At 66.9% G+C, this 22,622-nt stretch carries 19 protein-coding genes; 13 read left to right on the forward strand and 6 right to left on the reverse strand.

Annotated elements, in window-relative coordinates; all coding sequences use genetic code 11:
- Positions 1-326: 326 nt before the first annotated feature.
- The 3 genes from ARC63_RS04430 to ARC63_RS04440 form a co-directional block, all read right to left on the reverse strand.
- The gene (locus ARC63_RS04430) at positions 327-1,535 is read right to left on the reverse strand and encodes an acetyl-CoA C-acyltransferase (RefSeq protein WP_005416236.1); all 1,209 of its coding nucleotides are present in this window, start codon (positions 1,533-1,535) and stop codon (positions 327-329) included.
- A 74-nt stretch (positions 1,536-1,609) separates the two neighbouring features.
- The gene (locus ARC63_RS04435; protein ID WP_057502615.1) at positions 1,610-3,982 is read right to left on the reverse strand and encodes a 3-hydroxyacyl-CoA dehydrogenase/enoyl-CoA hydratase family protein; all 2,373 of its coding nucleotides are present in this window, start codon (positions 3,980-3,982) and stop codon (positions 1,610-1,612) included.
- Between the two features lie 39 nt (positions 3,983-4,021).
- A complete protein-coding gene (locus ARC63_RS04440; protein ID WP_019338406.1) occupies positions 4,022-4,675 on the reverse strand; it encodes a TetR/AcrR family transcriptional regulator in 654 nt (217 codons plus the stop codon).
- Between the two features lie 345 nt (positions 4,676-5,020).
- Here ARC63_RS04440 and ndk point away from each other — a divergent pair, with 345 nt between their 5' ends.
- The 7 genes from ndk to der all read left to right on the forward strand — a co-directional run bounded on the left by ndk (position 5,021) and on the right by der (position 11,652).
- Positions 5,021-5,446 (forward strand): nucleoside-diphosphate kinase, encoded by a 426-nt coding sequence (gene ndk, locus ARC63_RS04445; RefSeq protein ID WP_008265389.1) that lies wholly within the window; start codon positions 5,021-5,023, stop codon positions 5,444-5,446.
- Positions 5,447-5,456: 10 nt separating this feature from the next.
- Complete coding sequence (gene rlmN, locus ARC63_RS04450; protein WP_057502616.1) at positions 5,457-6,662, forward strand: dual-specificity RNA methyltransferase RlmN; 1,206 nt, start codon at positions 5,457-5,459, stop codon at positions 6,660-6,662.
- Positions 6,649-7,434, forward strand: coding sequence for a type IV pilus biogenesis/stability protein PilW (pilW, locus tag ARC63_RS04455; RefSeq protein WP_057502617.1), 786 nt, complete (start codon positions 6,649-6,651; stop codon positions 7,432-7,434). Before rlmN ends, pilW begins: the two co-directional genes overlap by 14 nt.
- Positions 7,435-7,452: 18 nt before the next feature.
- Positions 7,453-8,325, forward strand: coding sequence for a RodZ domain-containing protein (locus tag ARC63_RS04460; protein ID WP_019338408.1), 873 nt, complete (start codon positions 7,453-7,455; stop codon positions 8,323-8,325).
- A gap of 65 nt (positions 8,326-8,390) precedes the next feature.
- Entirely contained in the window at positions 8,391-9,029 is a 639-nt protein-coding gene (locus ARC63_RS04465; RefSeq protein WP_010484590.1) for a YfgM family protein, read from the forward strand.
- Positions 9,029-10,237, forward strand: coding sequence for an outer membrane protein assembly factor BamB (bamB, locus tag ARC63_RS04470; RefSeq protein ID WP_010484593.1), 1,209 nt, complete (start codon positions 9,029-9,031; stop codon positions 10,235-10,237). Before ARC63_RS04465 ends, bamB begins: the two co-directional genes overlap by 1 nt.
- 17 nt (positions 10,238-10,254) lie before the next feature.
- Complete coding sequence (gene der, locus ARC63_RS04475) at positions 10,255-11,652, forward strand: ribosome biogenesis GTPase Der (protein WP_010484595.1); 1,398 nt, start codon at positions 10,255-10,257, stop codon at positions 11,650-11,652.
- Between the two features lie 132 nt (positions 11,653-11,784).
- On the opposite strand, the gene ARC63_RS04480 is transcribed toward der, so the two are convergent.
- The 3 genes from ARC63_RS04480 to ARC63_RS04490 form a co-directional block, all read right to left on the reverse strand.
- On the reverse strand, positions 11,785-12,546 hold the full coding sequence (locus ARC63_RS04480) for a hypothetical protein (RefSeq protein ID WP_057502618.1): 762 nt from the start codon (positions 12,544-12,546) through the stop codon (positions 11,785-11,787).
- A 94-nt stretch (positions 12,547-12,640) separates the two neighbouring features.
- The gene (locus ARC63_RS04485; RefSeq protein ID WP_057502619.1) at positions 12,641-13,276 is read right to left on the reverse strand and encodes a LysE family translocator; all 636 of its coding nucleotides are present in this window, start codon (positions 13,274-13,276) and stop codon (positions 12,641-12,643) included.
- A gap of 74 nt (positions 13,277-13,350) precedes the next feature.
- Positions 13,351-14,166, reverse strand: a complete 816-nt coding sequence (locus ARC63_RS04490) for an AraC family transcriptional regulator (RefSeq protein ID WP_057502620.1) — start codon at positions 14,164-14,166, stop codon at positions 13,351-13,353.
- A gap of 89 nt (positions 14,167-14,255) precedes the next feature.
- Here ARC63_RS04490 and moeB point away from each other — a divergent pair, with 89 nt between their 5' ends.
- The 6 genes from moeB to guaA all read left to right on the forward strand — a co-directional run bounded on the left by moeB (position 14,256) and on the right by guaA (position 22,453).
- The gene (gene moeB, locus ARC63_RS04495) at positions 14,256-15,392 is read left to right on the forward strand and encodes a molybdopterin-synthase adenylyltransferase MoeB (protein WP_057502621.1); all 1,137 of its coding nucleotides are present in this window, start codon (positions 14,256-14,258) and stop codon (positions 15,390-15,392) included.
- Positions 15,393-15,715: 323 nt separating this feature from the next.
- Complete coding sequence (locus tag ARC63_RS04500; RefSeq protein ID WP_057502622.1) at positions 15,716-17,548, forward strand: monovalent cation:proton antiporter-2 (CPA2) family protein; 1,833 nt, start codon at positions 15,716-15,718, stop codon at positions 17,546-17,548.
- Between the two features lie 168 nt (positions 17,549-17,716).
- Positions 17,717-18,592 carry a bifunctional methylenetetrahydrofolate dehydrogenase/methenyltetrahydrofolate cyclohydrolase FolD gene (gene folD / locus ARC63_RS04505; RefSeq protein ID WP_010484605.1) on the forward strand — a complete coding sequence of 292 codons (876 nt, stop codon included), beginning with the start codon at positions 17,717-17,719 and terminating at the stop codon, positions 18,590-18,592.
- A 257-nt stretch (positions 18,593-18,849) separates the two neighbouring features.
- A complete protein-coding gene (gene guaB / locus ARC63_RS04510; RefSeq protein WP_005416248.1) occupies positions 18,850-20,307 on the forward strand; it encodes an IMP dehydrogenase in 1,458 nt (485 codons plus the stop codon).
- A gap of 107 nt (positions 20,308-20,414) precedes the next feature.
- Positions 20,415-20,891, forward strand: coding sequence for a hypothetical protein (locus tag ARC63_RS04515; RefSeq protein WP_057502623.1), 477 nt, complete (start codon positions 20,415-20,417; stop codon positions 20,889-20,891).
- On the forward strand, positions 20,888-22,453 hold the full coding sequence (gene guaA, locus ARC63_RS04520; RefSeq protein WP_005413109.1) for a glutamine-hydrolyzing GMP synthase: 1,566 nt from the start codon (positions 20,888-20,890) through the stop codon (positions 22,451-22,453). The genes ARC63_RS04515 and guaA overlap by 4 nt, the downstream gene beginning before the upstream one ends.
- The last annotated feature ends 169 nt before the right edge of the window (positions 22,454-22,622 follow it).

A 22,622-nucleotide genomic window follows, 5' to 3' on the forward strand; every position in this document is an offset into this window, starting at 1 on the left:
CGACCTGTCGGAACGGCGTATTGCCCTGGTGGGTGTCGACCTTGGTCGACACGGTAGATCCACGCCGTGCGTGGATGACTCATTCGATATATGCAAGAAAAATCGTGTCGACCAAGGTCGACACCCACCAACAACCGCGCTGAACAACGGCCGCAGTTACCAACAGACCGCAGGGATCTATCAGAGGCGGGGCGGTGTGGGTGGACAGGACCGTTGGCGCCATGGATGGCGCCATCGAGCCCCCATGGACGGGTTCACGGCGTGTCCCGGGCAGCCCTGCCAACCCGGCCCACGCCATGAAGCCCAACGAGGCAACGCTTTGAACCTTACAGCGCCTCGAAAATACCCGCCGCACCCATGCCGGTGCCGATGCACATCGTCACCATGCCGTACTTCTGCTGGCGACGACGCAGGCCGTGCAGCAGGGTTGCGGTACGGATCGCGCCGGTTGCACCCAGCGGGTGGCCCAGGGCGATCGCGCCGCCCAGCGGGTTGACCTTGCTCGGGTCCAGGCCGCAATCGCGGATCACCGCCAGCGACTGCGCGGCGAACGCTTCGTTCAGTTCAATCCAGTCCAGCTGGTCCTGGGTCAGGCCCGCCTGCTTCAGTGCCTTCGGGATCGCGGCGATCGGGCCGATGCCCATCACTTCCGGGCGCACGCCGGCCACCGAGAAACTGACGAAACGGGCCAGCGGGGTCAGGCCGTAATCCTTGATTGCCTGCTCCGAGGCCAGCAGCACGGCACCGGCGCCATCGCTCATCTGCGAGGAGTTGCCGGCGGTGACGGTGCCGCCGAACTGGCCGTTGCGGAACACCGGGCGCAGCTTGGCCAGGCCTTCGGCGGAGGAGTCCGGGCGCGGGCCTTCGTCGGTGTCGGCGACCTTGTTGCGGGTGATGATGCGCTGGCCATCGGCCAGGTCCGGCAGGTGCGAGACGATCTCGTACGGGCTGATCTCGTCCTTGAACTCGCCGTTCTGGATCGCCGCCATGGCCTTCTGGTGCGAGGCGAGGGCGAAGGCGTCCTGGTCTTCGCGCGAGACCTTCCACTCTTCGGCCACCTTCTCGGCGGTGATGCCCATGCCGTAGGCGATGGCCACGTGGTCGTTGTCGAACACGCTCGGTGCCATGGCGATCTTGTTGCCCATCATCGGCACCATCGACATCGACTCGGTGCCACCGGCCAGCATCAGGTCGGCGTTGCCCAGGCGGATCGCGTCGGCGGCCTGCGCCACGGCCTGCAGGCCGGAGGAGCAGAAGCGGTTCACGGTCTGTGCGGCGATGGTGTTCGGCAGGCCGGCCAGCAGCACGCCGATGCGGGCGACGTTCATGCCCTGCTCGGCTTCCGGCATCGCGCAGCCGATGATCGCGTCATCGATGCGGTTGACGTCCACGCCCGGGGCCTGCGCGACGACGCTGCGCAGCACGTGCGCAAGCATGTCGTCGGGGCGGGTGTTGCGGAACATGCCCTTGGGCGCCTTGCCGACCGGGGTACGGGTGGCGGCGACGATGTAGGCGTCCTGGATTTGCTTGGTCATTGCAGTGATCTCTTGAATTTTTTAGCCGGAGTGCCGACCAACGGTCGGCACCCACCAAAAGCAGGGAGGGGCGATCAGTTACGCAGCGGCTTGCCGGTCTTCAGCATGTGCGCGATGCGGGCCTGGGTCTTTTCCTGCTGGGCCAGTTCGACGAAGTGCTTGCGCTCCAGGGTCAGCAGCCACTCTTCGTCCACCAGGGTGCCGCGGTCGACCTTGCCGCCGCACAGCACGGTGGCGATGCGCTCGGCGATCTCGTAGTCGTACGGGCTGATGAAGCGGCCTTCCAGCATGTTGACCAGCATCATCTTGAAGGTGGCGATACCCACGTCACCGGCCACCTGGATGCGGCGTGCCGGCAGCGGCGGACGGTAGCCCGCTTCAGCCAGGGCGCGCGCTTCGGCCTTGGCGATGTGCAGCGCTTCGTAGCTGTTGAACACCACCTTGTCGGTGCTGCGCAGCAGGCCCAGTTCCTTGGCGTTGACCGCGGAGTTGGACACCTTGGCCATCGCCACGGTCTCGAAGGTCTTCTTCAGTTCGGCGAACACGTCACCGCCCGGGCCTGCGGCCTGCGAGGCGCGCACGGCCAGTTCCTTCAGGCCACCACCGGCCGGCAGCAGGCCGACGCCGGCCTCGACCAGGCCGATGTAGCTTTCCAGGAAGGCCACGGTCTTGGCGCTGTGCATCTGGAACTCGCAGCCACCACCCAGCGCCAGGCCACGCACGGCGGCAACCACCGGCACCAGCGAGTACTTGATGCGCTGGCTGGTGCGCTGGAAGTTGGCCACCATTTCTTCGAACTGGTCGACCTTGCCGGCCTGCAGCAGGCCCAGTGCACCGGCCAGATCGGCACCGGCAGAGAAGGGCTCCTTCTGCTGCCAGATCACCAGGCCCTGGAAGTCCTTCTCGGCGCGGCTGACGCATTCCTGCAGGCCGTCCAGCACCTGGTCGGACACGGTGTTCATCTTGGTCTTGAAGCTGACCACGGCGATGCCATCACCGTCGTGCCACATGCGCAGGCCGTCGTTCTCGAACACGGTCTCGCCCGGCGCGAACTTCTCGCCCAGCAGCGGATCGGGGAAGCGCTGGCGCTGGTACACCGGCAGCGCCGAGCGCGGCAGCTTGGCATTGCGCGACGGGCTGTAGCTGCCTTCGGCGGCATGCACGCCGTCGCGGCCATCGAACACCCAGTCCGGCAGCGGGGCGTTGCTCATGCTCTTGCCGGCCACGATGTCATCGGCGATCCACTGTGCGACCTGCTTCCAGCCGGCGGCCTGCCAGGTTTCGAACGGGCCCAGCGACCAGCCGTAGCCCCAGCGGATGGCCAGGTCCACGTCGCGCGCGGTCTCGGCGATGTCGGCCAGGTGGTAGGCGCTGTAGTGGAACAGGTCGCGGAAGGTCGCCCACAGGAACTGCGCCTGCGGGTGCTGGCTTTCGCGCAGCTTGGCGAACTTCTCGGCCGGGTTCCTGATCTTCAGGATCTCGACCACTTCCGGCGCGGCAGCGCGATCGGCCGGGCGGTAGTCCTGCTTCTCCAGGTCCAGCACCACGATGTCCTTGCCGACCTTGCGGAAGATGCCGGCGCCGGTCTTCTGGCCCAGCGCGCCCTTGGAAATCAGCGCGTCCAGCCACTTCGGCGACTTGAAGAACTCATGCCACGGATCATTCGGCAGGGTGTCGCCCATGGTCTTGATGACGTGCGCCATGGTGTCCAGGCCGACCACGTCGGAGGTGCGGTAGGTCGCCGACTTCGGGCGGCCGACCAGCGGGCCGGTCAGGCCGTCCACTTCATCGAAGCCCAGGCCGAACTGCTGGGTGTGGTGGATGGTCGACAGGATCGAGAACACGCCGATGCGGTTGCCGATGAAGTTCGGGGTGTCCTTGGCGTACACCACGCCCTTGCCCAGGGTGGTGACCAGGAAGGCTTCCAGGCCTTCAAGCACGGCGGCGTCGGTGGTGGTGGCCGGGATCAGCTCGGCCAGGTGCATGTAGCGCGGCGGGTTGAAGAAGTGCACGCCGCAGAAGCGGTGACGCAGCTGCTCGGGCAGCACGTCGGCCAGCTTGTTGATGCCCAGGCCCGAGGTGTTGGAGGCCAGCACCGCGTGGTCGGCCACGAACGGCGCGATCTTCTTGTACAGGTCCTGCTTCCAGTCCATGCGCTCGGCAATGGCCTCGATGATCAGGTCGCAGTCCTTCAGCTGCTCCAGGCCCGACTCATAGTTGGCCGGGGTGATGGCTTCGGCCAGCGACTTGCTGGCCAGCGGCGCCGGGCTCAGCTTGCCCAGGTTGGCGATCGCCTTCAGCACGATGCCGTCGGCCGGACCTTCCTTGGCAGGCAGGTCGAACAGCACGGTGTCGACGCCAGCGTTGGTGAGGTGGGCGGCGATCTGGGCACCCATGACGCCGGCACCCAGCACGGCGGCGCGGCGGACTAGCAGGGAATTGGACATGGTGTAGGGCCTTTGTTGGTCAGCAGTTACTGGGTGGAATCAAAGGGAAGCGGGCAGGGCGCTGGCGCGTGCGGCGGCGCGGAACCCGGCTTCGGCGAAATGGATCAGTTCGTGGGCGGCATGGGCACGATGCGCCGCTTCGGTGACACCGGCGGGACGCTTGATCAGCCCGAAGTCGGCCATGGCATAGGTGAGCGAGCCGGCCAGGAAGTCCAGGCGCCAGTACAGCTCTTCCTTGCTCAGGCCGGGCACGCACTCGCCGATGGCCTTGCCGAACGCACGCAGCACGTGGCCGTAGTGGTCAGACAGGAACTTGCGCAGGTTGTCGTTCTTCTCGGCATAGGCGCGGGCGATCACGCGCACGAAGGCGCCGCCGTTCTGGCGGTCCTGGGCCAGCGCCAGCGCCGGTTCGACGAAGGCGGCCAGCACCGGGCGCAGTTCACCGGGGTGTTCGCTGCGGGCCCGCTCCAGCTGCGACAGGCGGGCACCGGTCATCTCGTCCATGCGGCGGCGGAAGACCTCGTTGACCAGGTTTTCCTTGGAACCGAAGTGGTAGTTGACCGCGGCGATGTTGACGTCGGCCTGGCTGGTCACCTGCCGCAGCGAGGTGCCGGCGAAGCCGTGCTGGGCGAACAGCTCCTCGGCCGCGCCGAGGATCCGGTCCTTGGTCGAGAAGTGGGCGGGCTTGGCCATCGATGGGCGGACCTTAATCAAACGATTGTTTGATACTAGAACCAGACGGTACCGTATGGCATTTTGCAGTGCAGCAAAATAGGCCGGCTCGGTCAGATTTTACTCAGGTGGGTGAATGGGTGGACCTGAACCTGTAGAGCCGAGCCCGCGCTCGGCTGCTCTTCGGCCAAGGGCCAGCCGAGCATGGGCTCGGCGCTACAGCAGGGCCGCACGGCCCTCTACCACCCGGCCACGTTATCTTTTACAATTCGCCTACGTTTATCAGGCTAAGCCCGCGTCCCGACGCGGGTTTTTTTCATGTTACCCTTCGGGCCATCAGCGGCCCGATTCCATTGGAGACATCCCATGGCGCTGGAGCGCACCCTTTCGATCATCAAGCCGGACGCCGTTGCCAAGAACGTCATCGGCGAAATCTACGCCCGCTTCGAGAAGGCCGGCCTGAAGGTCGTGGCCGCCAAGTACAAGCAGCTGTCGCGCCGTGAAGCCGAAGGCTTCTACGCCGTGCACCGCGAGCGTCCGTTCTTCAACGCGCTGGTCGAGTTCATGATCTCCGGCCCGGTGATGATCCAGGCCCTGGAAGGCGAGAACGCCGTCCTGGCCCACCGCGACCTGCTGGGCGCCACCAACCCGAAGGAAGCCGCTGCGGGCACCATCCGCGCCGACTTCGCCGAATCCATCGATGCCAACGCCGCCCACGGCTCGGACTCGGTCGAGAATGCCGCGATTGAAATCGCCTACTTCTTCGCCGCCACCGAAGTCGTCTCGCGCTGAGAGTAATGCCGTGAACGAGGTCGTACAGTCCCCCGCCATCCAGCCGCTGCCGAAGTCGGCACCCACGGCTGGCAAGCAGAACCTGCTCGACCTCGATCGCGCGGGCCTGGAGAAGTTTTTCGTCGAGGTTCTTGGCGAAAAGAGGTTCCGTGCCCACCAGGTGATGAAGTGGATCCACCATCGCTACGTCACCGACTTCGATGAAATGACCGACCTCGGCAAGGTCCTGCGTGCCAAGCTGCAGGCCCATGCCGAGGTACTGGTTCCCAACATCGTGTTCGACAAGCCCTCCGCCGACGGCACCCACAAGTGGCTGCTGGCGATGGGCGTGGATGGCAAGAACGCCATCGAGACCGTGTACATCCCGGACAAGACCCGCGGCACGCTGTGCGTGTCTTCGCAGGTCGGTTGCGGCCTGAACTGCACGTTCTGCTCCACCGCCACCCAGGGCTTCAACCGCAACCTGACCACCGCCGAGATCATCGGCCAGGTGTGGGTTGCCGCGCGCCACTTGGGCAACGTGCCGCACCAGATGCGCCGCCTCACCAACGTGGTGATGATGGGCATGGGCGAGCCACTGATGAATTTCGACAACGTCGTGCGCGCCATGAGCGTGATGCGCGACGACCTGGGCTACGGCCTGGCCAACAAGCGCGTGACCCTGTCGACCTCCGGCCTGGTCCCGCAGATCGACCGCCTGTCTGCCGAAAGCGACGTGTCGCTGGCGGTGTCGCTGCATGCGCCGAACGATGCGCTGCGCGAGACCCTGGTGCCGCTCAACAAGAAGTACCCGATCGCCGAGCTGATGGCCTCGTGCGCACGCTACCTGCGCGCCAACAAGCGCCGCGAATCGGTCACCTTCGAATACACCCTGATGAAGGGCATCAACGACAAGCCCGAGCATGCCCGCGAGCTGGCCCGCCTGATGCGCCAGTTCGACAACGCGGTGCAGGCCAAGGATTCGGGCAAGGTCAACCTGATTCCGTTCAACCCGTTCCCGGGTACCCGCTACGAGCGCTCGGAAGAGGCGCATATCCGCGCCTTCCAGAAGATCCTGCTCGACAGCAACGTGCTGACCATGGTCCGCCGCACCCGTGGCGACGACATCGACGCTGCCTGTGGCCAGCTCAAGGGCCAGGTGATGGACCGCACCCGCCGCCAGGCGGAGTTCAACAAGACGCTGCAGGCGGGGAAGGGGAGCGATGCCGCGGCCTGACCGCCTCTGGCTGGTTCTGCTCGCAGGCGTGCTGGCCGTTGCGGTCGGTGGCTGCAAATCCCAACCCAAGGCCAGGCTGGGCCCCATCGAAGCGCCGGTCTACTCGGTCCGCGATCCGGACAACGTGCGGCGTCAGGTGCGCCTGCAGGACCTGCTGGCACTGGCCGCCCGCGACATGCAGGTCGGCAACCTCGATGCGGCCGAACGCAAGGCGCGCGAGGCGCTGAAGCTGGCACCCGAATCGCCTGATGCGCTGGTGCTGATGGCCGGCATCGACGAGCGCCGTGGCCGTACCCAGCAGGCCGGTGAGAGCTTCCGCAAGGCTGCCGAACAGGCGCCGCAGCGCGGGGACGTCCTCAACAATTACGGCGCGTGGCTGTGCCAGCAGGGCCGCCCGGCCGAGTCGCTGGCCTGGTTCGATCGTGCGCTGCAGGCGCCGGGCTACGCCACGCCGGCCGAGGCCCAGGCCAATGCCGGGGGCTGTGCCCTGGACGCTGGCCAGCTTGAACGTGCCGAGCGCGACCTGCGCGCGGCGCTGTCGACGCTGCCGGGAAATCCGGTCGCGCTGGAGGCGATGGCCCAGCTCAGCTTCCGCCAGGGCCGCTACATGGAGGCCCGGGCCTTCGCCGAACGTAGGATTGCGGCTGCACCCGCAACGCGTTCCGTGTTACAACTTGCGTCTCAAATCGAAGCGCGGCTGGGTGATCGGGCGGCATCTGATCGCTATATTCAGCGGATTCGACAGGAATTTCCGCAGGAAGCGGGCTCCTAACTCCAGGGTTGATGCATTGTGATTGATGACCAGACTGTGAGCGCTCTCGAGACTGCGGCCGGCTGCGGCAGCCGCCTGCGCCAGGCCCGCGAGGCGGCCGGACTGACCCTCGAAGATGTCGGCTCGCGCCTGCGCATGCCGGTCCAGGTGGTCAGGTCGCTGGAAGAAGAACAATGGCAGAAGCTTGGCGCGCCGGTGTTCGTGCGCGGCCAGCTGCGCAGTTACGCGCGGCTTCTGGATGTGGACGTGGGAGAGCTGCTGGAGCAGGCCCAGGTCGGCCCGGTGGTTCCGCCCACCCTGGTCAGCCATACCCATACCCCGCGTGCGCGCCGCATTGCCGAGAATCTCGGCCGTCGCGTGCTGTATGTCGGCATCACCGCGGTGCTGGCGGTGCCGGTGTGGTTCGCCACCCGTGGCCATTTCGATGGCAGTGCCACCCCGTCGCCGAATACCGCCTCGCTGGACGCCATCCCGGCCGCCGTGCCGGTAACCCCGTCCGCTGCGGGTGTCGAGCCCTCGGCGCCGGCTGAAGTGGCGAGCGCCCCGGCCAGCAAGCCGGCCGCCACCCCGTACGTGGCCTCGCTGGCCCCGGTGCCGCGTTCAGCCCCGGCGCCAGCGGCTGCCGCCAACACGCTGGACATGCAGTTCAGCGGCGACAGCTGGGTCGATATCGGCGGCCCGGACGGCGCTACCGTCGAGAAGGCGCTGATCAAGTCCGGCGAAAGCCGCAGCTTCACACCGGGCCAGGTGACCCGGGTGACCCTGGGCAACGCCTCGGCGGTCCAGGTTCAGCAGAACGGCGCTATCGTCGATCTGACCCCCTACCAGCGAGCCAACGTGGCACGCTTTCAGGTATCCTCTGAAGGCTCCGTAGTCCCGGTTTCGCACTGAGGCGCGGTTTCACCACCTTCGATTAATCCCAATGGTCCCTCCCGATGGGCGGGGCGAGAGTACGCATGGCGATCGACGATCTGCTCGACGAGCACGAACAAAGTGAACGCGTCCGCAGCTGGCTGCGGAAGAATGGCGCCAGCATCCTCGGTGGCGTAGTCATCGCCATCGGTGCCATTGCCGGCTGGCAGTGGTACCAGAAGGATCAGGGCGGCAAGCTGGCCTCGGCCAATGTCGAGTACCAGAAGGCGCTCGTTGGCCTGCAGCAGAACAAGCTCGACGACGCCTCCAAGGCGGTCAAGGCGCTTGAAGCCGGCCCGTCCAGCATCTACGGCGACCTCGCGGCGCTGCAGCTGGCCAAGGCCCAGGTCGACGCCGGCAAGAACGAAGAAGCCCTGGCCACCCTGCGCGGCGTGAAGGTCGAAGGTGACCTGCAGCGCGTGGTCGATCAGCGTGTGGCCCGCCTGCTGGTGGCCACCGGCAAGAGTGACGAGGCGATCAAGCTGCTGGGCAGCGCCACCGACAGCAGCAGCCTGGAAATCCATGGCGACGCGCTGATGGCGCAGGGCAAGCGCGATGACGCCCGGAGCCAGTACGAGAAAGCGCTGAAGTCGCTGGACGTGGCAGCGCCGCAGCGGCGCCTGCTGGAAACCAAGGTTATGGACGCCGGCGGCACCGTTGCCGCCCCTGCGGAGTCGGTTTGATGAGTCAGAAGGTCATGATCACCCGCGTCGCCACCGTGCTCCTGATGGGCATGGCCCTGAGCGGCTGCAGCACCGTGAAGGGCTGGTTCGCCGGCAAGGACGCGGCCGCGAAGAAGGCACAGGAACCGGCTGAGCTGGTCAAGTTCGAGCCGACCCTGAAGGTCAACAAGGCCTGGTCGGTCAACCTCGGCAAGGGCGAGCGCCGCATCGGCGTGCGCCAGGGCCCGGCGGTGGCCAACGGCCACGTGTTCGCTGCGGCGCTCACCGGTGGCGTGCACGCCATCGACCTGCAGACCGGCAAGAAGGTCTGGACCTGGGAGCCGAAGAAGGAAAAGAAGAAGGCCAAGCTGCGCCTGTCCGGCGGCCCGGGGGTCGGTGAGAACCTGGTCGTGATCGGCACGCTGGATGGCCAGGTCATCGCCCTGGACATCAACGACGGCAGCGAGAAGTGGCGCGCCCGTGTTCCGGGTGAAGTCATCGCCGCGCCGGCCATCGCCCAGGGCGCGGTCTACGTGCGCAGCAATGACGGCCGCATCACCGCGTTCGATGCCGGCAACGGCACCCAGAAGTGGTTCAACCCAAGCGAGCTGCCGGCACTGACCGTGCGTGGCAACGCGCCGGTGGTGACCGGCCCGGGCGTGCTGTTCATCGGCAAGGACGAGGGCGCGGTTGCCGCCCTGGCCCAGCAGGATGGCCGCACCCTGTGGGAACAGAACGTGGGCAACGGTGAAGGCCGGACCGAGCTGGAGCGCATGGCGGATGTCGACGGCGCGCCGGTGCTGGATGGCAACACCCTGTTCGTGAGCAGCTTCAAGAACCAGACGATGGCCATCGAAGGCCCGACCGGTCGCCCGCTGTGGGCGCGCGACCATGGCGGTGCCGGTGGTGTGGCGGTCTCGTCTGGCAATGTGTTCGTCACCGACAACAAGGGCGGCGTGTTCGGCCTGGACAAGGCCAGCGGCGCAGCGATGTGGTCGCAGACCGCATTGGCCCGTCGCTCGCTGACCGGTCCGGCACTGCACGGCGACTATGTCGTGGTCGGCGACTACAAGGGATACGTGCACTGGTTGCAGACCTCCGATGGTGCGATGGCGGCACGGGCGAAAAGTGGCGGCGACGCGCTGCTGGCCCAGCCGGTCGTCGTAGACGGGGTGCTGCTGGTGCAGAACGTTGATGGCAAGCTGACCGCCTTCCGGTTGGCAAATTAAAAATTGGAGTAATCGCGATGCTGCCTTTGGTCGCCCTGGTTGGACGGCCGAATGTCGGCAAGTCGACTATTTTCAATGCGCTTACGCGCACCCGTGACGCGCTGGTCCATGACCAGCCCGGCGTCACCCGCGACCGCAACTACGGCGTCTGCCGCCTCGACGAGGACAACCATTTCCTCGTCGTGGATACCGGCGGTATCGCGGAAGAGGAAGAGGGTCTGGCAGGGGCTACCACCCGCCAGGCCCGCGCCGCTGCGGCGGAAGCCGACCTGATCCTGTTCGTGGTTGACGCCCGTGAGGGTACGTCGGCGATGGACGACGAGATCCTGGCCTGGCTGCGCAAGCTGTCGCGCCCGACGCTGCTTCTGATCAACAAGATCGACGGCACCGACGAGGACACCGTGCGTTCGGAGTTCGCCCGTTACGGCTTCGGCGAGATGCTGACCGTGTCGGCTGCGCACCGCCAGGGACTGGACGACCTGCTGGACGAGGTGGTCCAGCGCCTGCCGGAAGAAGGCAGTGGCGAAGAGCTGGACAACGATCCGAACCGCATCCGCATCGCCTTCGTCGGCCGCCCGAACGTGGGCAAGTCGACGCTGGTCAACCGCATTCTCGGCGAGGAGCGCATGATCGCCTCCGACGTGCCGGGCACCACCCGCGACTCGATCGCGGTGGACCTGGAGCGTGACGGCCGCGAATACCGCCTGATCGATACCGCCGGCCTGCGTCGTCGTTCGCGCGTGGACGAGGTCGTCGAGAAGTTCTCGGTGGTCAAGACCATGCAGTCGATCGAGCAGTGCCAGGTGGCCGTGCTGATGCTCGACGCCACCGAAGGCGTGACCGACCAGGACGCCACCGTGCTCGGTGCCGTGCTCGACGCCGGCCGTGCGCTGGTGATCGCCATCAACAAGTGGGATGGCCTGACCGAGTACCAGCGCGAGCAGGCGGAAACCATGCTGTCGCTGAAGCTGGGCTTCGTGCCGTGGGCTGAATCGGTCCGCATCTCGGCCAAGCACGGCTCGGGCCTGCGTGAGCTGTTCCGTGCGGTGCACCGCGCGCACGAATCGGCGAACAAGACCTTCACCACCAGCGAAGTGAACAAGGCGCTGGAAGTAGCCTACGAGACCAACCCGCCGCCGACCATCCGCGGCCACGTCTCCAAGCTGCGCTACGTGCACCCGGCCGGCTCCAATCCGCCGACCTTCATCGTGCACGGCACGCGCCTGAAGGAGCTGCAGGAATCCTACAAGCGCTACCTGGAGAACTTCTTCCGCAAGCGCTTCAAGCTGATCGGCACGCCGGTGAGCTTCATCTTCCGCGAGGGTACCAACCCGTACGAGGGCAAGAAGAACGTCCTCACCGAGCGGCAGGTCAAGGCCAAGCGGCGCTTGATGAAGCACGTCAAGGGCAAGTGATTCACGGGGAGGCGGCCGCAGGGCCGCCTTTTTCGTTGCGGCGAACCGGTCTGTAGAGCCGAGCCCATGCTCGGCTGCTTTTCGCGGATTGACGAGGCGCGCTGCGTGCGTCAGCCGAGCATGGGCTCGGCTCTACAGATCTCGATCTGGGCGACCGCCGCGACGTGCGCGGCAATGTGGCAAGGCGCATGGGATGCTGCGGGGTGCGGCCATCATCGATTCCGGCAGCCGCGCCTGCTCCGTGATGCTTGCCCAGACCAGGGTGGTACCCAATGCTCCTGCCAGGTACGCCACCGACACCGCCCCGGTCACCAGGCCTGCGGCATGCTCCAGCCACGGAAGGAGTCGGCAATACCTCCGTGCCCAGCGCAGATGGCTGCCGAGCCATGCCATCAGCAGGCCGAGCGACAGCGCGACGCCGCTCAGGCCGGCCACGTAAGCGGCCTTGGTGCCAGTGTCGGCAACGAGGCCGGTAAGCAGGGCAGCCACCGCGAACTGCAGCATCCAGTTGCTGGTGCTGGCGAGCGCCAACAGGCATCCAGCCTCGGCGTGCGGCCAACGGGAGCGGGCCCTCAGGCCCCAGGGCATCTGCAGCGAAAGCGGAGAGAGGGTGGTCAGCCCGGCATCGCGCAGGCACATGCCCGCCAGGCGCAACAGCAGGAGGCAGCCCGTGCACTGCATCGCCAGCGTCCACAGGCCGCGGTTTCCCAGCATGGCCGCTGCAACGAAAGCCATGGCGCAGATGACGCCCGTACCGATGGCGATACCGAACGACGCGGCCATGGCGGCGTGCCCGCCCGCGCCCATTGCGGTGCGCAGGATCTTCGCGTGATTGGAAGCAGGCAGGAGCATGGCGAAGCCGTACAGCACCGCGACGATGAAGAACTGCTGCACGTAAACCTGCCACCGACCTACAGAAAGTGCCGAGTGTGGGTTGGTGCGGACGCGCCGTATTGAACGCTATTGCGACAGGCGCGAATCGCCGGCATCAGCCCACCCACAGCGACACGACGATCCACAGCGCCAGCGCAATCATCAGGAGCCCTGCGGTGCGCTCCAGCCAGGGCAGGGCGCGTGCGAATCGGCCCAGCACCCACGGGTGGCCGACCAGCGCGGCTACCAGCAGATCCCATAGCAGGACGATGCCGAACATCCACGCGCCATAGAAGAACTTCGTTGCGGTGCCGGCCTGCGGACCGTTGAGCATTGCCGCCAACGTTGCGTAGAACAGCGCATTCTTCGGGTTCAGCAGCGCAGACAGGGCGCCCAGCCCTGCCGCCTTCCACCATCCGTGGGCACCGTCCGCTCGCGATCCGGCGGCAGCGTCAGATGCCTGCAGCGTCGTCGAACCCGCATGGCGCAGGAACAGCGTGCCGAGGTACAGCAGGAACCCGCAGCCCGCCAACTGCACCGCAATGAACCCTGCGCTACCTGCGCGCAGCATGGCCATTCCGGTGAAGGCGGCCACGATGAAGACGCCATTTCCGAGGGCGATGCCTGCGCAGGCGCCACTGGCGGTGCGCCAGCCAGAGGTGATCGCAGTGCGCGCAACAAGGAAGAAGTCGGGGCCGGGTGAGAGCAGGGCGAGAAAATGTACGGTGGCGATGACCAGGAACTGTTCCATCGGGTCCGGCGGCGGCTGGCGGGGGCGCCAGTGTGGGGATGCGCCGCGCGATGGTATTGAACGTTATTGCAGGCTCAGCGCCGGTACTGGCCCGGGGTCGCACCGGCGTGGGCCTTGAAGACCCGCTGGAAATGGCTCTGGTCGGCGAACCCCAATGCATGGGCGACCACGGCCAGTGCCTGCCCTTCGCACAGCCGCCGCCGGGCCTCCTGGATGCGCTGGTCGATCTGCCAGGCGTGCGGGGTCAGGCCCGTGGCACGCCGGAAGGCGCGGATCAGCTGGTAACGGCTCATGCCTGCCAGCGATGCCAGCTCCTGCAGGGCCGGGGTGTGTTCGAGCCGCTGGCGCAGAACGTCCATCACCGGCTGCAGCCGCTGCTGTAATGCGGCATCTTCAGGCGGGCCAGCCACGGCTACACCATCGTGTTCATCCAGATCGCCGACGAACGCGATCAGGGCAGCTTCCTTGACGCTGACCGGATCGTCGGAGAACAGCGTCTGGTTGAGCTGGCAGTACTGCTGGTAGCGCGCACGATGGTTGGAAATCCGGATCGGTTCCTGCTGCCAGTCGGGTTCGGGCAGGTAGTCATACTCAGCGCGGACCTCGGCCATCCAGCGCGCGTCCAGATGCAGCATCTGGTAGCTCCAGACCTGGCCGGGCAGGGGGTTGCAGGCATGCACGCGGCCTGCAGGTACGCCGACCAGGCTGCCAGGCTGCAGCAGGCGCGGTCCTTCCACAGCACCGGTGAACAGGCTGCTGCCGGCGTCCACGGCGCCGATCGAGAAGGTGTCATGGCTGTGCGGGCGATGGCAGGCGCGGCTGTCGCACGCCCGTCGGCTTTCGACGAAGGGCATGCGCGGGTCACGCCAGAATTCGGTGGCAGAGCGCATGCAGCGGTTCCGGGATGCAGGGGGCAACGCCCGCATGGTGCCATGTTCGGGGCAAGGCGCGGCGAAGGTGTCTGCGCGATAATGCGGCCATGAGCATCCAAGAGCTTTCCCCCGCGCAGGCACGCGAGCGCCTGGCCCACGGCGCGGTGCTGATCGATGTGCGCGAGGCCCACGAACGGGCCGGAGGCATGGCCGAGGGCGCGCGCGGCGTGGCCAAGGGCGAGCTGCAGGCCGACCCGGTCGCGCATCTGCCGCGGCACGACCAGGAGATCCTGCTGATCTGCCAGAGCGGCAGGCGCTCGGTCGATGCCGCGCAGTTCCTGCTGGATGCCGGCTACACCCAGGTCGCTTCCGTGACGGGCGGCACCGTGGCCTGGCGCGAGCAGTCGCTACCGCTGGTGCAGCCGCTGGCCAGCGCCGCCGACCGCGATTTCTTTGATCGCTATTCGCGGCATCTGCTGTTGCCACAGGTAGGCGAGGCCGGCCAGCGCCGGTTGCAGCAGTCGCGCGTGCTGGTGCTGGGCGCGGGCGGGCTGGGTGCCCCGGCCGGCTTCTACCTGGCCGCCGCGGGGGTAGGGCGCCTGCGCTTCGCCGACCACGACCGCGTGGAGCGCAGCAACCTGCACCGGCAGATCGTGCATACCGAAGCCAGCGTCGGCCAGCTCAAGGTCGATTCGGCGCGCGAGCGGCTGCTGGCGCTGAACCCGTCGATCGAGGTCGAGGCCGTGCCCGAGCGGGTCACCTCCGAGAACGTGGATGCGCTGCTGGAGGGAGTGGACGTGGTGCTGGACGGCTCGGACAACTTCCCGCTGCGCTACCTGCTCAACGACGCCTGCATCAAGCACGCCAAGCCGCTGGTGTATGCCGCCATCGAGCGCTTCGACGGCCAGGTCAGCGTGTTTGATGCCGGTCGCCAGCGTGGCGTGGCACCGTGCTATCGCTGCCTGTTCCCGGAACCGCCGCCGCCGGAGTTCGCGCCGAACTGTTCCGAGGCCGGGGTGCTGGGTGTGCTGCCCGGCCTGGCCGGCGTGCTGCAGGCCACCGAGGTGCTGAAGCTGCTGCTGGGCATCGGTGAGCCGCTGGTGGGGCGGCTGCTGCGCTTCGATGCGCTGGGCATGCGCTTCCGCGAGACCGGCATCCGGCCGGACCCGCATTGCCCGGTGTGTGCGCCGGGCGTGCCGTTCCCGGGGTATATCGATTACGCCGCGTTTTGCCGGGGTGGGTAACCCCGGCCGGGGATTCATCCACGCATGGCGTGGATCTACCGGGGCGCGGCGGCTGTGCGTCATCCACGCATGGCGTGGATCTACTGTAGAGCCGAGCCCATGCTCGGCTGCTTCTGGCCTCGGCACGAAGAGCAGCCGAGCGTGGGCTCGGCTCTACAGGTCATGGCGCCCACCCAAGCATGTGCATGGTTTCGGGATGATGCCGGGGGTCGCTCCCGGCATCGTTCCACCTCCAAGACAATCCGGCGCAACATGCGTGCTATTGCCGTCATCGGCATTGCTCTATTGTTGAACCCGATTCTGGATCTTGGGGAACACACCGCATGGCGGTAGAAGCAGCGACCAGCGAGCTGGTCAAGGTCGTCGCCCTGCTGGGCGCGGCGGTGGTGATGGTGCCTTTGTTCCGCCGGGCCGGCCTGGGCTCGGTGCTGGGCTACTTCGCCGCTGGCCTGGCGATCGGACCGTTCGGGCTGGGCTGGTTCTCCGACCCGCAGGCGATCCTGCATACCGCCGAACTCGGCGTGGTCATGTTCCTGTTCGTGATCGGCCTGGAAATGCGGCCCTCGCACCTGTGGAGCCTGCGTAAGGAGATCTTCGGGCTGGGCACGCTGCAGATCGCCACCTGCGCGCTGGTGCTGACCAGCATCGCCAAGCTGTTCGGCCTGCCGTGGCAGGTGGCCTTCATCGGCGCCACCGGCTTCGTGCTCACCTCCACCGCGGTGGTGATGCAGCTGCTGGCCGAGCGCGGTGACATCGCGCTGCCGTCGGGGCAGAAGATCGTCTCCATCCTGCTGTTCGAAGACCTGCTGATCGTGCCGTTGCTGGCGCTGGTAGCCTGGATGGGCCCCAGTGCGGGCAGTGCCGATGGCGAGGGTTCGCGCTGGCTGTCGGTGGCGATCGGCGTGGGTGCCATCGTCGGCCTGGTGCTGGTCGGCCGCTTCCTGCTCAATCCGCTGTTCCGCGTGCTGGCCGAATCGAAGGCGCGCGAGGTGATGACCGCCGCCGCGCTGCTGGTGGTGCTGGGTGCGGCGCTGCTGATGCAGCTGTCGGGCCTGTCGATGGCGATGGGCGCGTTCCTGGCCGGCGTGCTGCTGAGCGAATCGACCTTCCGCCACCAGATCGAAGCGGACATCGAACCGTTCCGCGGCATCCTGCTCGGCCTGTTCTTCCTCAGCGTGGGCATGGCGCTGGACCTGGGCGTGGTGGCGGGCAACTGGCAGCTGATCCTCGGCCTGGTGCTGGCGTTGATGGCGGCCAAGGCGCTGTGCATCTACGTGGTCGCACGCATCATGGGCAGCGACCACGCGCAGGCGCTGGACCGTGGCGTGCTGATGGCGCAGGGCGGCGAATTCGCCTTCGTGTTGTTCTCCGCCGCGGCATCGGCCGGCGTGATCAACCTGGAGATCAATGCCAACTTCACCGCGGTGGTGGTGCTGTCGATGGCGCTGACCCCGCTGGTGGTGCTGCTCTACAAGCGCATCGCGCCGAAGCCGACGGTGAACATGGATGGCGTGGACGAGGCCGAGGGCCTGTCCGGCAGCGTGCTGCTGATCGGCTTCGGCCGCTTCGGCCAGGTCGCCAGCCAGTCGCTGCTGGCGCGCGACGTGGACGTGACCATCATCGACAACGATGTGGAGATGATCCAGAGCGCCGCGCGGTTCGGCTTCAAGATCTATTACGGCGACGGCACGCGGTTGGATGTGCTGCATGCTTCGGGCGCGGCCACCGCGCGTGCGATTGCGGTGTGCGTGGACAAGGCCGAGGCGGCCGATCGCATTGTTGAGCTGGTGTCGCACGAGTTCCCGCAGGCCAAGCTGATGGTGCGCTCGTTCGACCGCGAGCATTCGCTGCGGTTGATCCATGCCGGCGTCGATTTCCAGATCCGCGAGACGTTCGAGTCGGCGGTGCTGTTTGGCCAGGCCGCGCTGGTGGAGCTGGGTGCGGATGAGGACGACGCGATCGAGATTGCCGAGCAGATCCGGCGCCGCGATGCCGAGCGTTTCGAGTTGGAAATTGCTGGTGGTGGTTTGAATGCCGGCGCGCGGATGATCTACGGCAACAGCCCGCAGGGCGTGCCGACGCCGACGCCGTTCACCGCGCCGAAGCGCGAGAGCAAGACCCTGAACCCGCAGGATGTGCCGGAAGAGGAAGAATGAGGTGCCGCACACCGCGCTCGCCGGGCGTGGCCCGGCGCTACCGTGGTGCGCACGGGTGGGGTAGCGCCGGGCCATGCCCGGCGAGCGCAGCGGCCGCCCGGATTGGCGGTGGGCGAGGGGGCCTGAATCGGGGACAATAGCGTCCCCGCCGCCCCACGCCTGCCTCCGATGACCGATTCCGCCCCCCAGCATCCTGCCCGCATCCTTGATGGCCGCCGTATCGCCGAGGACCTGCTCGACAGCCTGAAGGTGCGCGTCGACGCCCGCGTGGCCGCCGGTGGCAGCCGTCCGGGCCTGGCCGTGGTGCTGGTCGGTGGCGACCCGGCCTCGACCGTGTACGTGCGCAACAAGCGCCGTGCCGCCGAGAAGGTCGGCATCGAGGCGCATGACTACGATCTGCCGGCCGGTACCACCGAGGCCGAGCTGCTCGACCTGATCGACCAGCTCAACGCCGATCCGAAGATCAACGGCATCCTGATCCAGCTGCCGCTGCCGGGCATCCCCGACGCGCGCCGGCTGATCCAGCGCATCGACCCGCGCAAGGACGTGGACGGTTTCCACCCGGAAAACGTCGGCCACCTGGCCCTGCGCGAGTTCGGTCTGCGCCCGTGCACCCCGCGCGGCATCACCACGCTGCTGGGCCACACCGACCAGCCGGTACGTGGCCGCAACGCCACCATCGTCGGCGTGAGCAACCACGTCGGCCGCCCGATGGGCCTGGAGCTGCTGATCGCCGGCTGCACCGTCACAAGCTGCCACAAGTTCACCCCCAAGGACGTGCTGGAACAGGCCGTGCGCAACGCCGACATCCTGGTGGTGGCCGTGGGCCGCCCAGGCATCGTGCCGGGCGAGTGGGTGAAGCCGGGCGCGGTGGTGATCGATGTGGGCATCAACCGGTTGGATGACGGCCGGTTGGTGGGTGACGTCGGGTTTGAGGCGGCCGCCCAGCGAGCGAGCTGGATCACCCCGGTGCCGGGTGGCGTGGGCCCGATGACCGTGGCTACGTTGATGCAGAACACCCTGGAAGCGGCGGAAGCCTCCTGAGGGTAGCGCCGGGCCATGCCCGGCGGATGTTTGCGGCGCCGCTGCGCTCGCCGGGCATGGCCCGGCGCTACCGGGGTTGCATTGATGCCCCGCGATTCCCGGCGACCCGCTCCTGGTAGGTGCCAACCAAGGTTGGCACCCACCCAAACCCCCCTGAACCAATCACCGCCCGCGCGACACTGCGTCGCATCTACCCCCTGCCACGCGGCGCGAAAACAGGGTAAAATGTCGCGCTTCCCCACATCTCGGGTATGCCGATGCTGCGCATCCAGGCTGAAGCACTCACTTACGACGACGTCTCGCTCGTCCCCGCCCACTCGACCATCCTGCCCAAGGACGTCAACCTCGAAACGCGGTTGACCCGAGACCTGAAGCTGAAGCTTCCGATCCTGTCCGCGGCCATGGACACCGTCACCGAAGCCCGCCTGGCCATCGCCATGGCCCAGCTCGGCGGCATGGGCATCATCCACAAGAATCTCAGCCTGGAACAGCAGGCCGCGGAAGTGGCCAAGGTCAAGAAGTTCGAGGCCGGCGTCATCCGCGACCCGATCACCGTCGGCCCGGAAACCACCATCCGCGACGTGCTGGCCCTGACCCAGGCGCACAACATCTCCGGCGTGCCGGTGGTGGGCAGCGACGGCCAGCTGGCCGGCATCGTGACCCACCGCGACATGCGCTTCGAGACCGAGCTGGACGATCCGGTCCGCCACATCATGACCAAGAAGGATCGCCTGATCACGGTCAAGGAAGGCGCCGCGTCTGATGAAGTGCTGCAGCTGCTGCACCGCAACCGCATCGAAAAGGTGCTGGTGGTCAATGATTCGTTCGAACTGCGTGGCCTGATCACCGTCAAGGACATCCAGAAGAACACCGACTTCCCGAACGCTGCCAAGGACCTGTCGACCCGCCTGCTGGTCGGCGCGGCCGTCGGCGTGGGTGGCGATACCGATCGCCGCGTGGAAGCGCTGGTCGCCGCCGGCGTGGACGTGATCGTGGTCGATACCGCGCACGGCCACTCGCAGGGCGTGCTGGACCGCGTCAGCTGGGTCAAGAAGAACTTCCCGAACGTGCAGGTCATCGGTGGCAACATCTGCACCGGCGAAGCCGCACTGGCGCTGCTGGACAGCGGCGCGGACGCCGTCAAGGTCGGTATCGGCCCGGGCTCGATCTGCACCACCCGCGTCGTCGCCGGCGTCGGCGTGCCGCAGGTGACCGCCATCGACCTGGTGGCCGAAGCGCTGCAGGACCGCATCCCGCTGATCGCCGACGGTGGCATCCGCTACTCGGGCGATATCGGCAAGGCGCTGGCCGCCGGCGCCTCGACCATCATGGTCGGTGGCCTGCTGGCCGGTACCGAGGAATCGCCGGGCGAGACCGAGCTGTACCAGGGCCGTTCGTACAAGAGCTACCGCGGCATGGGTTCGCTGGCTGCCATGGAGAAGGGGTCGAAGGACCGCTACTTCCAGGACGCCGCCACCGCCGACAAGCTGGTGCCGGAAGGCATCGAAGGCCGCGTGCCGTACCGCGGCCCGGTGGGCGGCATCATCCACCAGCTGATGGGCGGCCTGCGCGCCACCATGGGCTACGTGGGCTGCGCCACCATCGAAGACATGCGCAGCAAGCCCAAGTTCGTGAAGATCAGCGGCGCCGGCCAGCGTGAGAGCCACGTCCACGACGTGACCATCACCAAAGAGCCGCCGAACTACCGCGCCTGATGCGCTTGCGAACTGCTCTTGCGATTACGGGCAGCCTGCTGATGGCAGGCTGTTCGTTGTCCGAACCGCCGCCGCGCTCCGGGTCTCCGGGCGCGGCGGTTTCGCAATTGCAGGACGTGCAGGCGTGCCAGAACGCGTTCTCGCTGCCGAAGGGCTGGCAGGTCCAGGCCGCCGGCGAACAGCGCTGGCTGCTGAAAGGCACCGGCGAGCGCCCGCTGCAGGTCACGCTGCAGTGCATTACCGAGCTGCTGCACGGGCCGGATGATCCGGTGCTGACGCCGGTACTGGGTCCGCTGGAGCCCGCGCGGATGAGTGTGCGGTGGGCGTCCTGGGGCGCTGCGGAGTCGGGCTTTTCGATGGCGGCGCTGCAACGGCGCATCGTGCCCGGCACCGAAGTGCAGGAAATCGCCGAGCTGCCGCGCGCTGACCGCGCCAACCCCAACGCACCGCACGGCCTGCTGATGCTGCGCTGGGACGAGGAAGACCCCTCACATATTCAACAACGCGAGGCGTTCATCGCCACGCTGACGCAGAGCCTTGAAGCGCCGGGCGCTGCGAAAAACACCACTGGAACGGCACCATGACCAACATCCATAACGACAAGATCCTCATCCTCGATTTCGGCGCGCAGTACACGCAGCTGATCGCCCGCCGCATCCGCGAGCTGGGCGTCTACTGCGAAATCTGGGCGTGGGACCACAACCCGGCCGAGATCGCGGCGTTCGGCGCCAAGGGCATCATCCTGTCCGGTGGCCCGGAATCGACCACGCTGCCGGGTGCGCCGGCCGCGCCGCAGGAAGTGTTCGACAGCGGCCTGCCGATCTTCGGCATCTGCTACGGCATGCAGACCCTGGCTGCCCAGCTGGGCGGTGCCACCGAAGCCGCGGACCAGCGCGAGTTCGGCCACGCCGAAGTGAACGTGATCAACCCCGATGCGCTGTTCAAGGGCCTGAGCGACCACGGCGGCGAGCCGAAGCTGAATGTCTGGATGAGCCACGGCGACCACGTTTCTGTTGCGCCGCCGGGCTTCACCATCACCGCCACCACCGACCGCATTCCGGTGGCTGCCATGGCCAACGAAGAAAAGCGCTGGTACGGCGTGCAGTTCCACCCGGAAGTGACCCACACCCTGCAGGGCCAGGCGCTGCTGCGCCGCTTCGTGGTGGACGTGTGCGGCTGCCAGACCCTGTGGACCGCTGCCAACATCATCGATGACCAGATCGCCCGCGTGCGCGAACAGGTGGGCGATGACGAGGTGATCCTGGGCCTGTCCGGCGGCGTCGACTCGTCCGTGGTGGCCGCGCTGCTGCACAAGGCCATCGGCGAAAAGCTGACCTGCGTGTTCGTGGATACCGGCCTGCTGCGCTGGCAGGAAGGCGACCAGGTGATGGCGATGTTCGCCGAGCACATGGGCGTGAAGGTGGTGCGCGTGAATGCCGCCGACCGCTACTTCGCCGCGCTGGAAGGCGTGAGCGACCCGGAAGCCAAGCGCAAGATCATCGGCAATCTGTTCGTTGAGATCTTCGACGAAGAATCGAACAAGCTGAAGAACGCCAAGTGGCTGGCGCAGGGCACCATCTACCCGGACGTGATCGAATCGGCCGGCAGCAAGACCGGCAAGGCGCATGTGATCAAGAGCCACCACAACGTGGGCGGCCTTCCGGAGCACATGAAGCTGGGCCTGGTGGAGCCGCTGCGCGAGCTGTTCAAGGACGAAGTGCGTCGCCTGGGCGTTGAGCTGGGCCTGCCGCGCACCATGGTCTACCGCCATCCGTTCCCGGGCCCGGGCCTGGGCGTGCGTATCCTGGGTGAAGTGAAGCGCGAATACGCCGAACTGCTGGCCAAGGCCGATGCCATCTTCATTGATGAGCTGCGCAAGGCCGACCTGTACGACAAGACCAGCCAGGCGTTTGCCGTGTTCCTGCCGGTGAAGTCGGTGGGCGTGGTGGGTGATGCGCGGGCTTATGAGTGGGTGATTGCGCTGCGGGCCGTGGAGACGATCGACTTCATGACCGCGCATTGGGCGCATCTGCCGTATGAGTTCCTGGGTACGGTGAGCAACCGGATCATCAATGAGTTGCGGGGGGTGTCGAGGGTGGTTTATGACATCTCGGGGAAGCCGCCGGCTACTATTGAGTGGGAATGAGTTGAAAGAACGAGGGCGCCGAGAGGCGCCCTTGTTGTTTGTGGTCGTGTCGGTTTCGGTACGGTCCAAGGATAAAGTGAGCGACAAACTTCGGAAGGGTTACAGTCCTGCGGGACAGGGCTGCGGGTCTTGATGGGCGCTTCTGTTGCTCGTTGAGGTTTGCCAGAAT

This window comes from Stenotrophomonas geniculata ATCC 19374 = JCM 13324 (assembly GCF_001431625.1).
GTDB classification, from domain to species: Bacteria; Pseudomonadota; Gammaproteobacteria; order Xanthomonadales; family Xanthomonadaceae; genus Stenotrophomonas; species Stenotrophomonas geniculata.

Coding starts and splice junctions, on each gene's coding strand:
- ARC63_RS04430 (WP_005416236.1), bottom strand. CDS start 1,535: ATGACCAAGCAAATCCAGGACGCCTACATCGTCGCCGCCACCCGTACC.
- ARC63_RS04435 (WP_057502615.1), bottom strand. CDS start 3,982: ATGTCCAATTCCCTGCTAGTCCGCCGCGCCGCCGTGCTGGGTGCCGGC.
- ARC63_RS04440 (WP_019338406.1), bottom strand. CDS start 4,675: ATGGCCAAGCCCGCCCACTTCTCGACCAAGGACCGGATCCTCGGCGCG.
- ndk (WP_008265389.1), top strand. CDS start 5,021: ATGGCGCTGGAGCGCACCCTTTCGATCATCAAGCCGGACGCCGTTGCC.
- pilW (WP_057502617.1), top strand. CDS start 6,649: ATGCCGCGGCCTGACCGCCTCTGGCTGGTTCTGCTCGCAGGCGTGCTG.
- ARC63_RS04465 (WP_010484590.1), top strand. CDS start 8,391: ATGGCGATCGACGATCTGCTCGACGAGCACGAACAAAGTGAACGCGTC.
- bamB (WP_010484593.1), top strand. CDS start 9,029: ATGAGTCAGAAGGTCATGATCACCCGCGTCGCCACCGTGCTCCTGATG.
- der (WP_010484595.1), top strand. CDS start 10,255: ATGCTGCCTTTGGTCGCCCTGGTTGGACGGCCGAATGTCGGCAAGTCG.
- ARC63_RS04485 (WP_057502619.1), bottom strand. CDS start 13,276: ATGGAACAGTTCCTGGTCATCGCCACCGTACATTTTCTCGCCCTGCTC.
- ARC63_RS04490 (WP_057502620.1), bottom strand. CDS start 14,166: ATGCGCTCTGCCACCGAATTCTGGCGTGACCCGCGCATGCCCTTCGTC.
- moeB (WP_057502621.1), top strand. CDS start 14,256: ATGAGCATCCAAGAGCTTTCCCCCGCGCAGGCACGCGAGCGCCTGGCC.
- ARC63_RS04500 (WP_057502622.1), top strand. CDS start 15,716: ATGGCGGTAGAAGCAGCGACCAGCGAGCTGGTCAAGGTCGTCGCCCTG.
- folD (WP_010484605.1), top strand. CDS start 17,717: ATGACCGATTCCGCCCCCCAGCATCCTGCCCGCATCCTTGATGGCCGC.
- guaB (WP_005416248.1), top strand. CDS start 18,850: ATGCTGCGCATCCAGGCTGAAGCACTCACTTACGACGACGTCTCGCTC.
- guaA (WP_005413109.1), top strand. CDS start 20,888: ATGACCAACATCCATAACGACAAGATCCTCATCCTCGATTTCGGCGCG.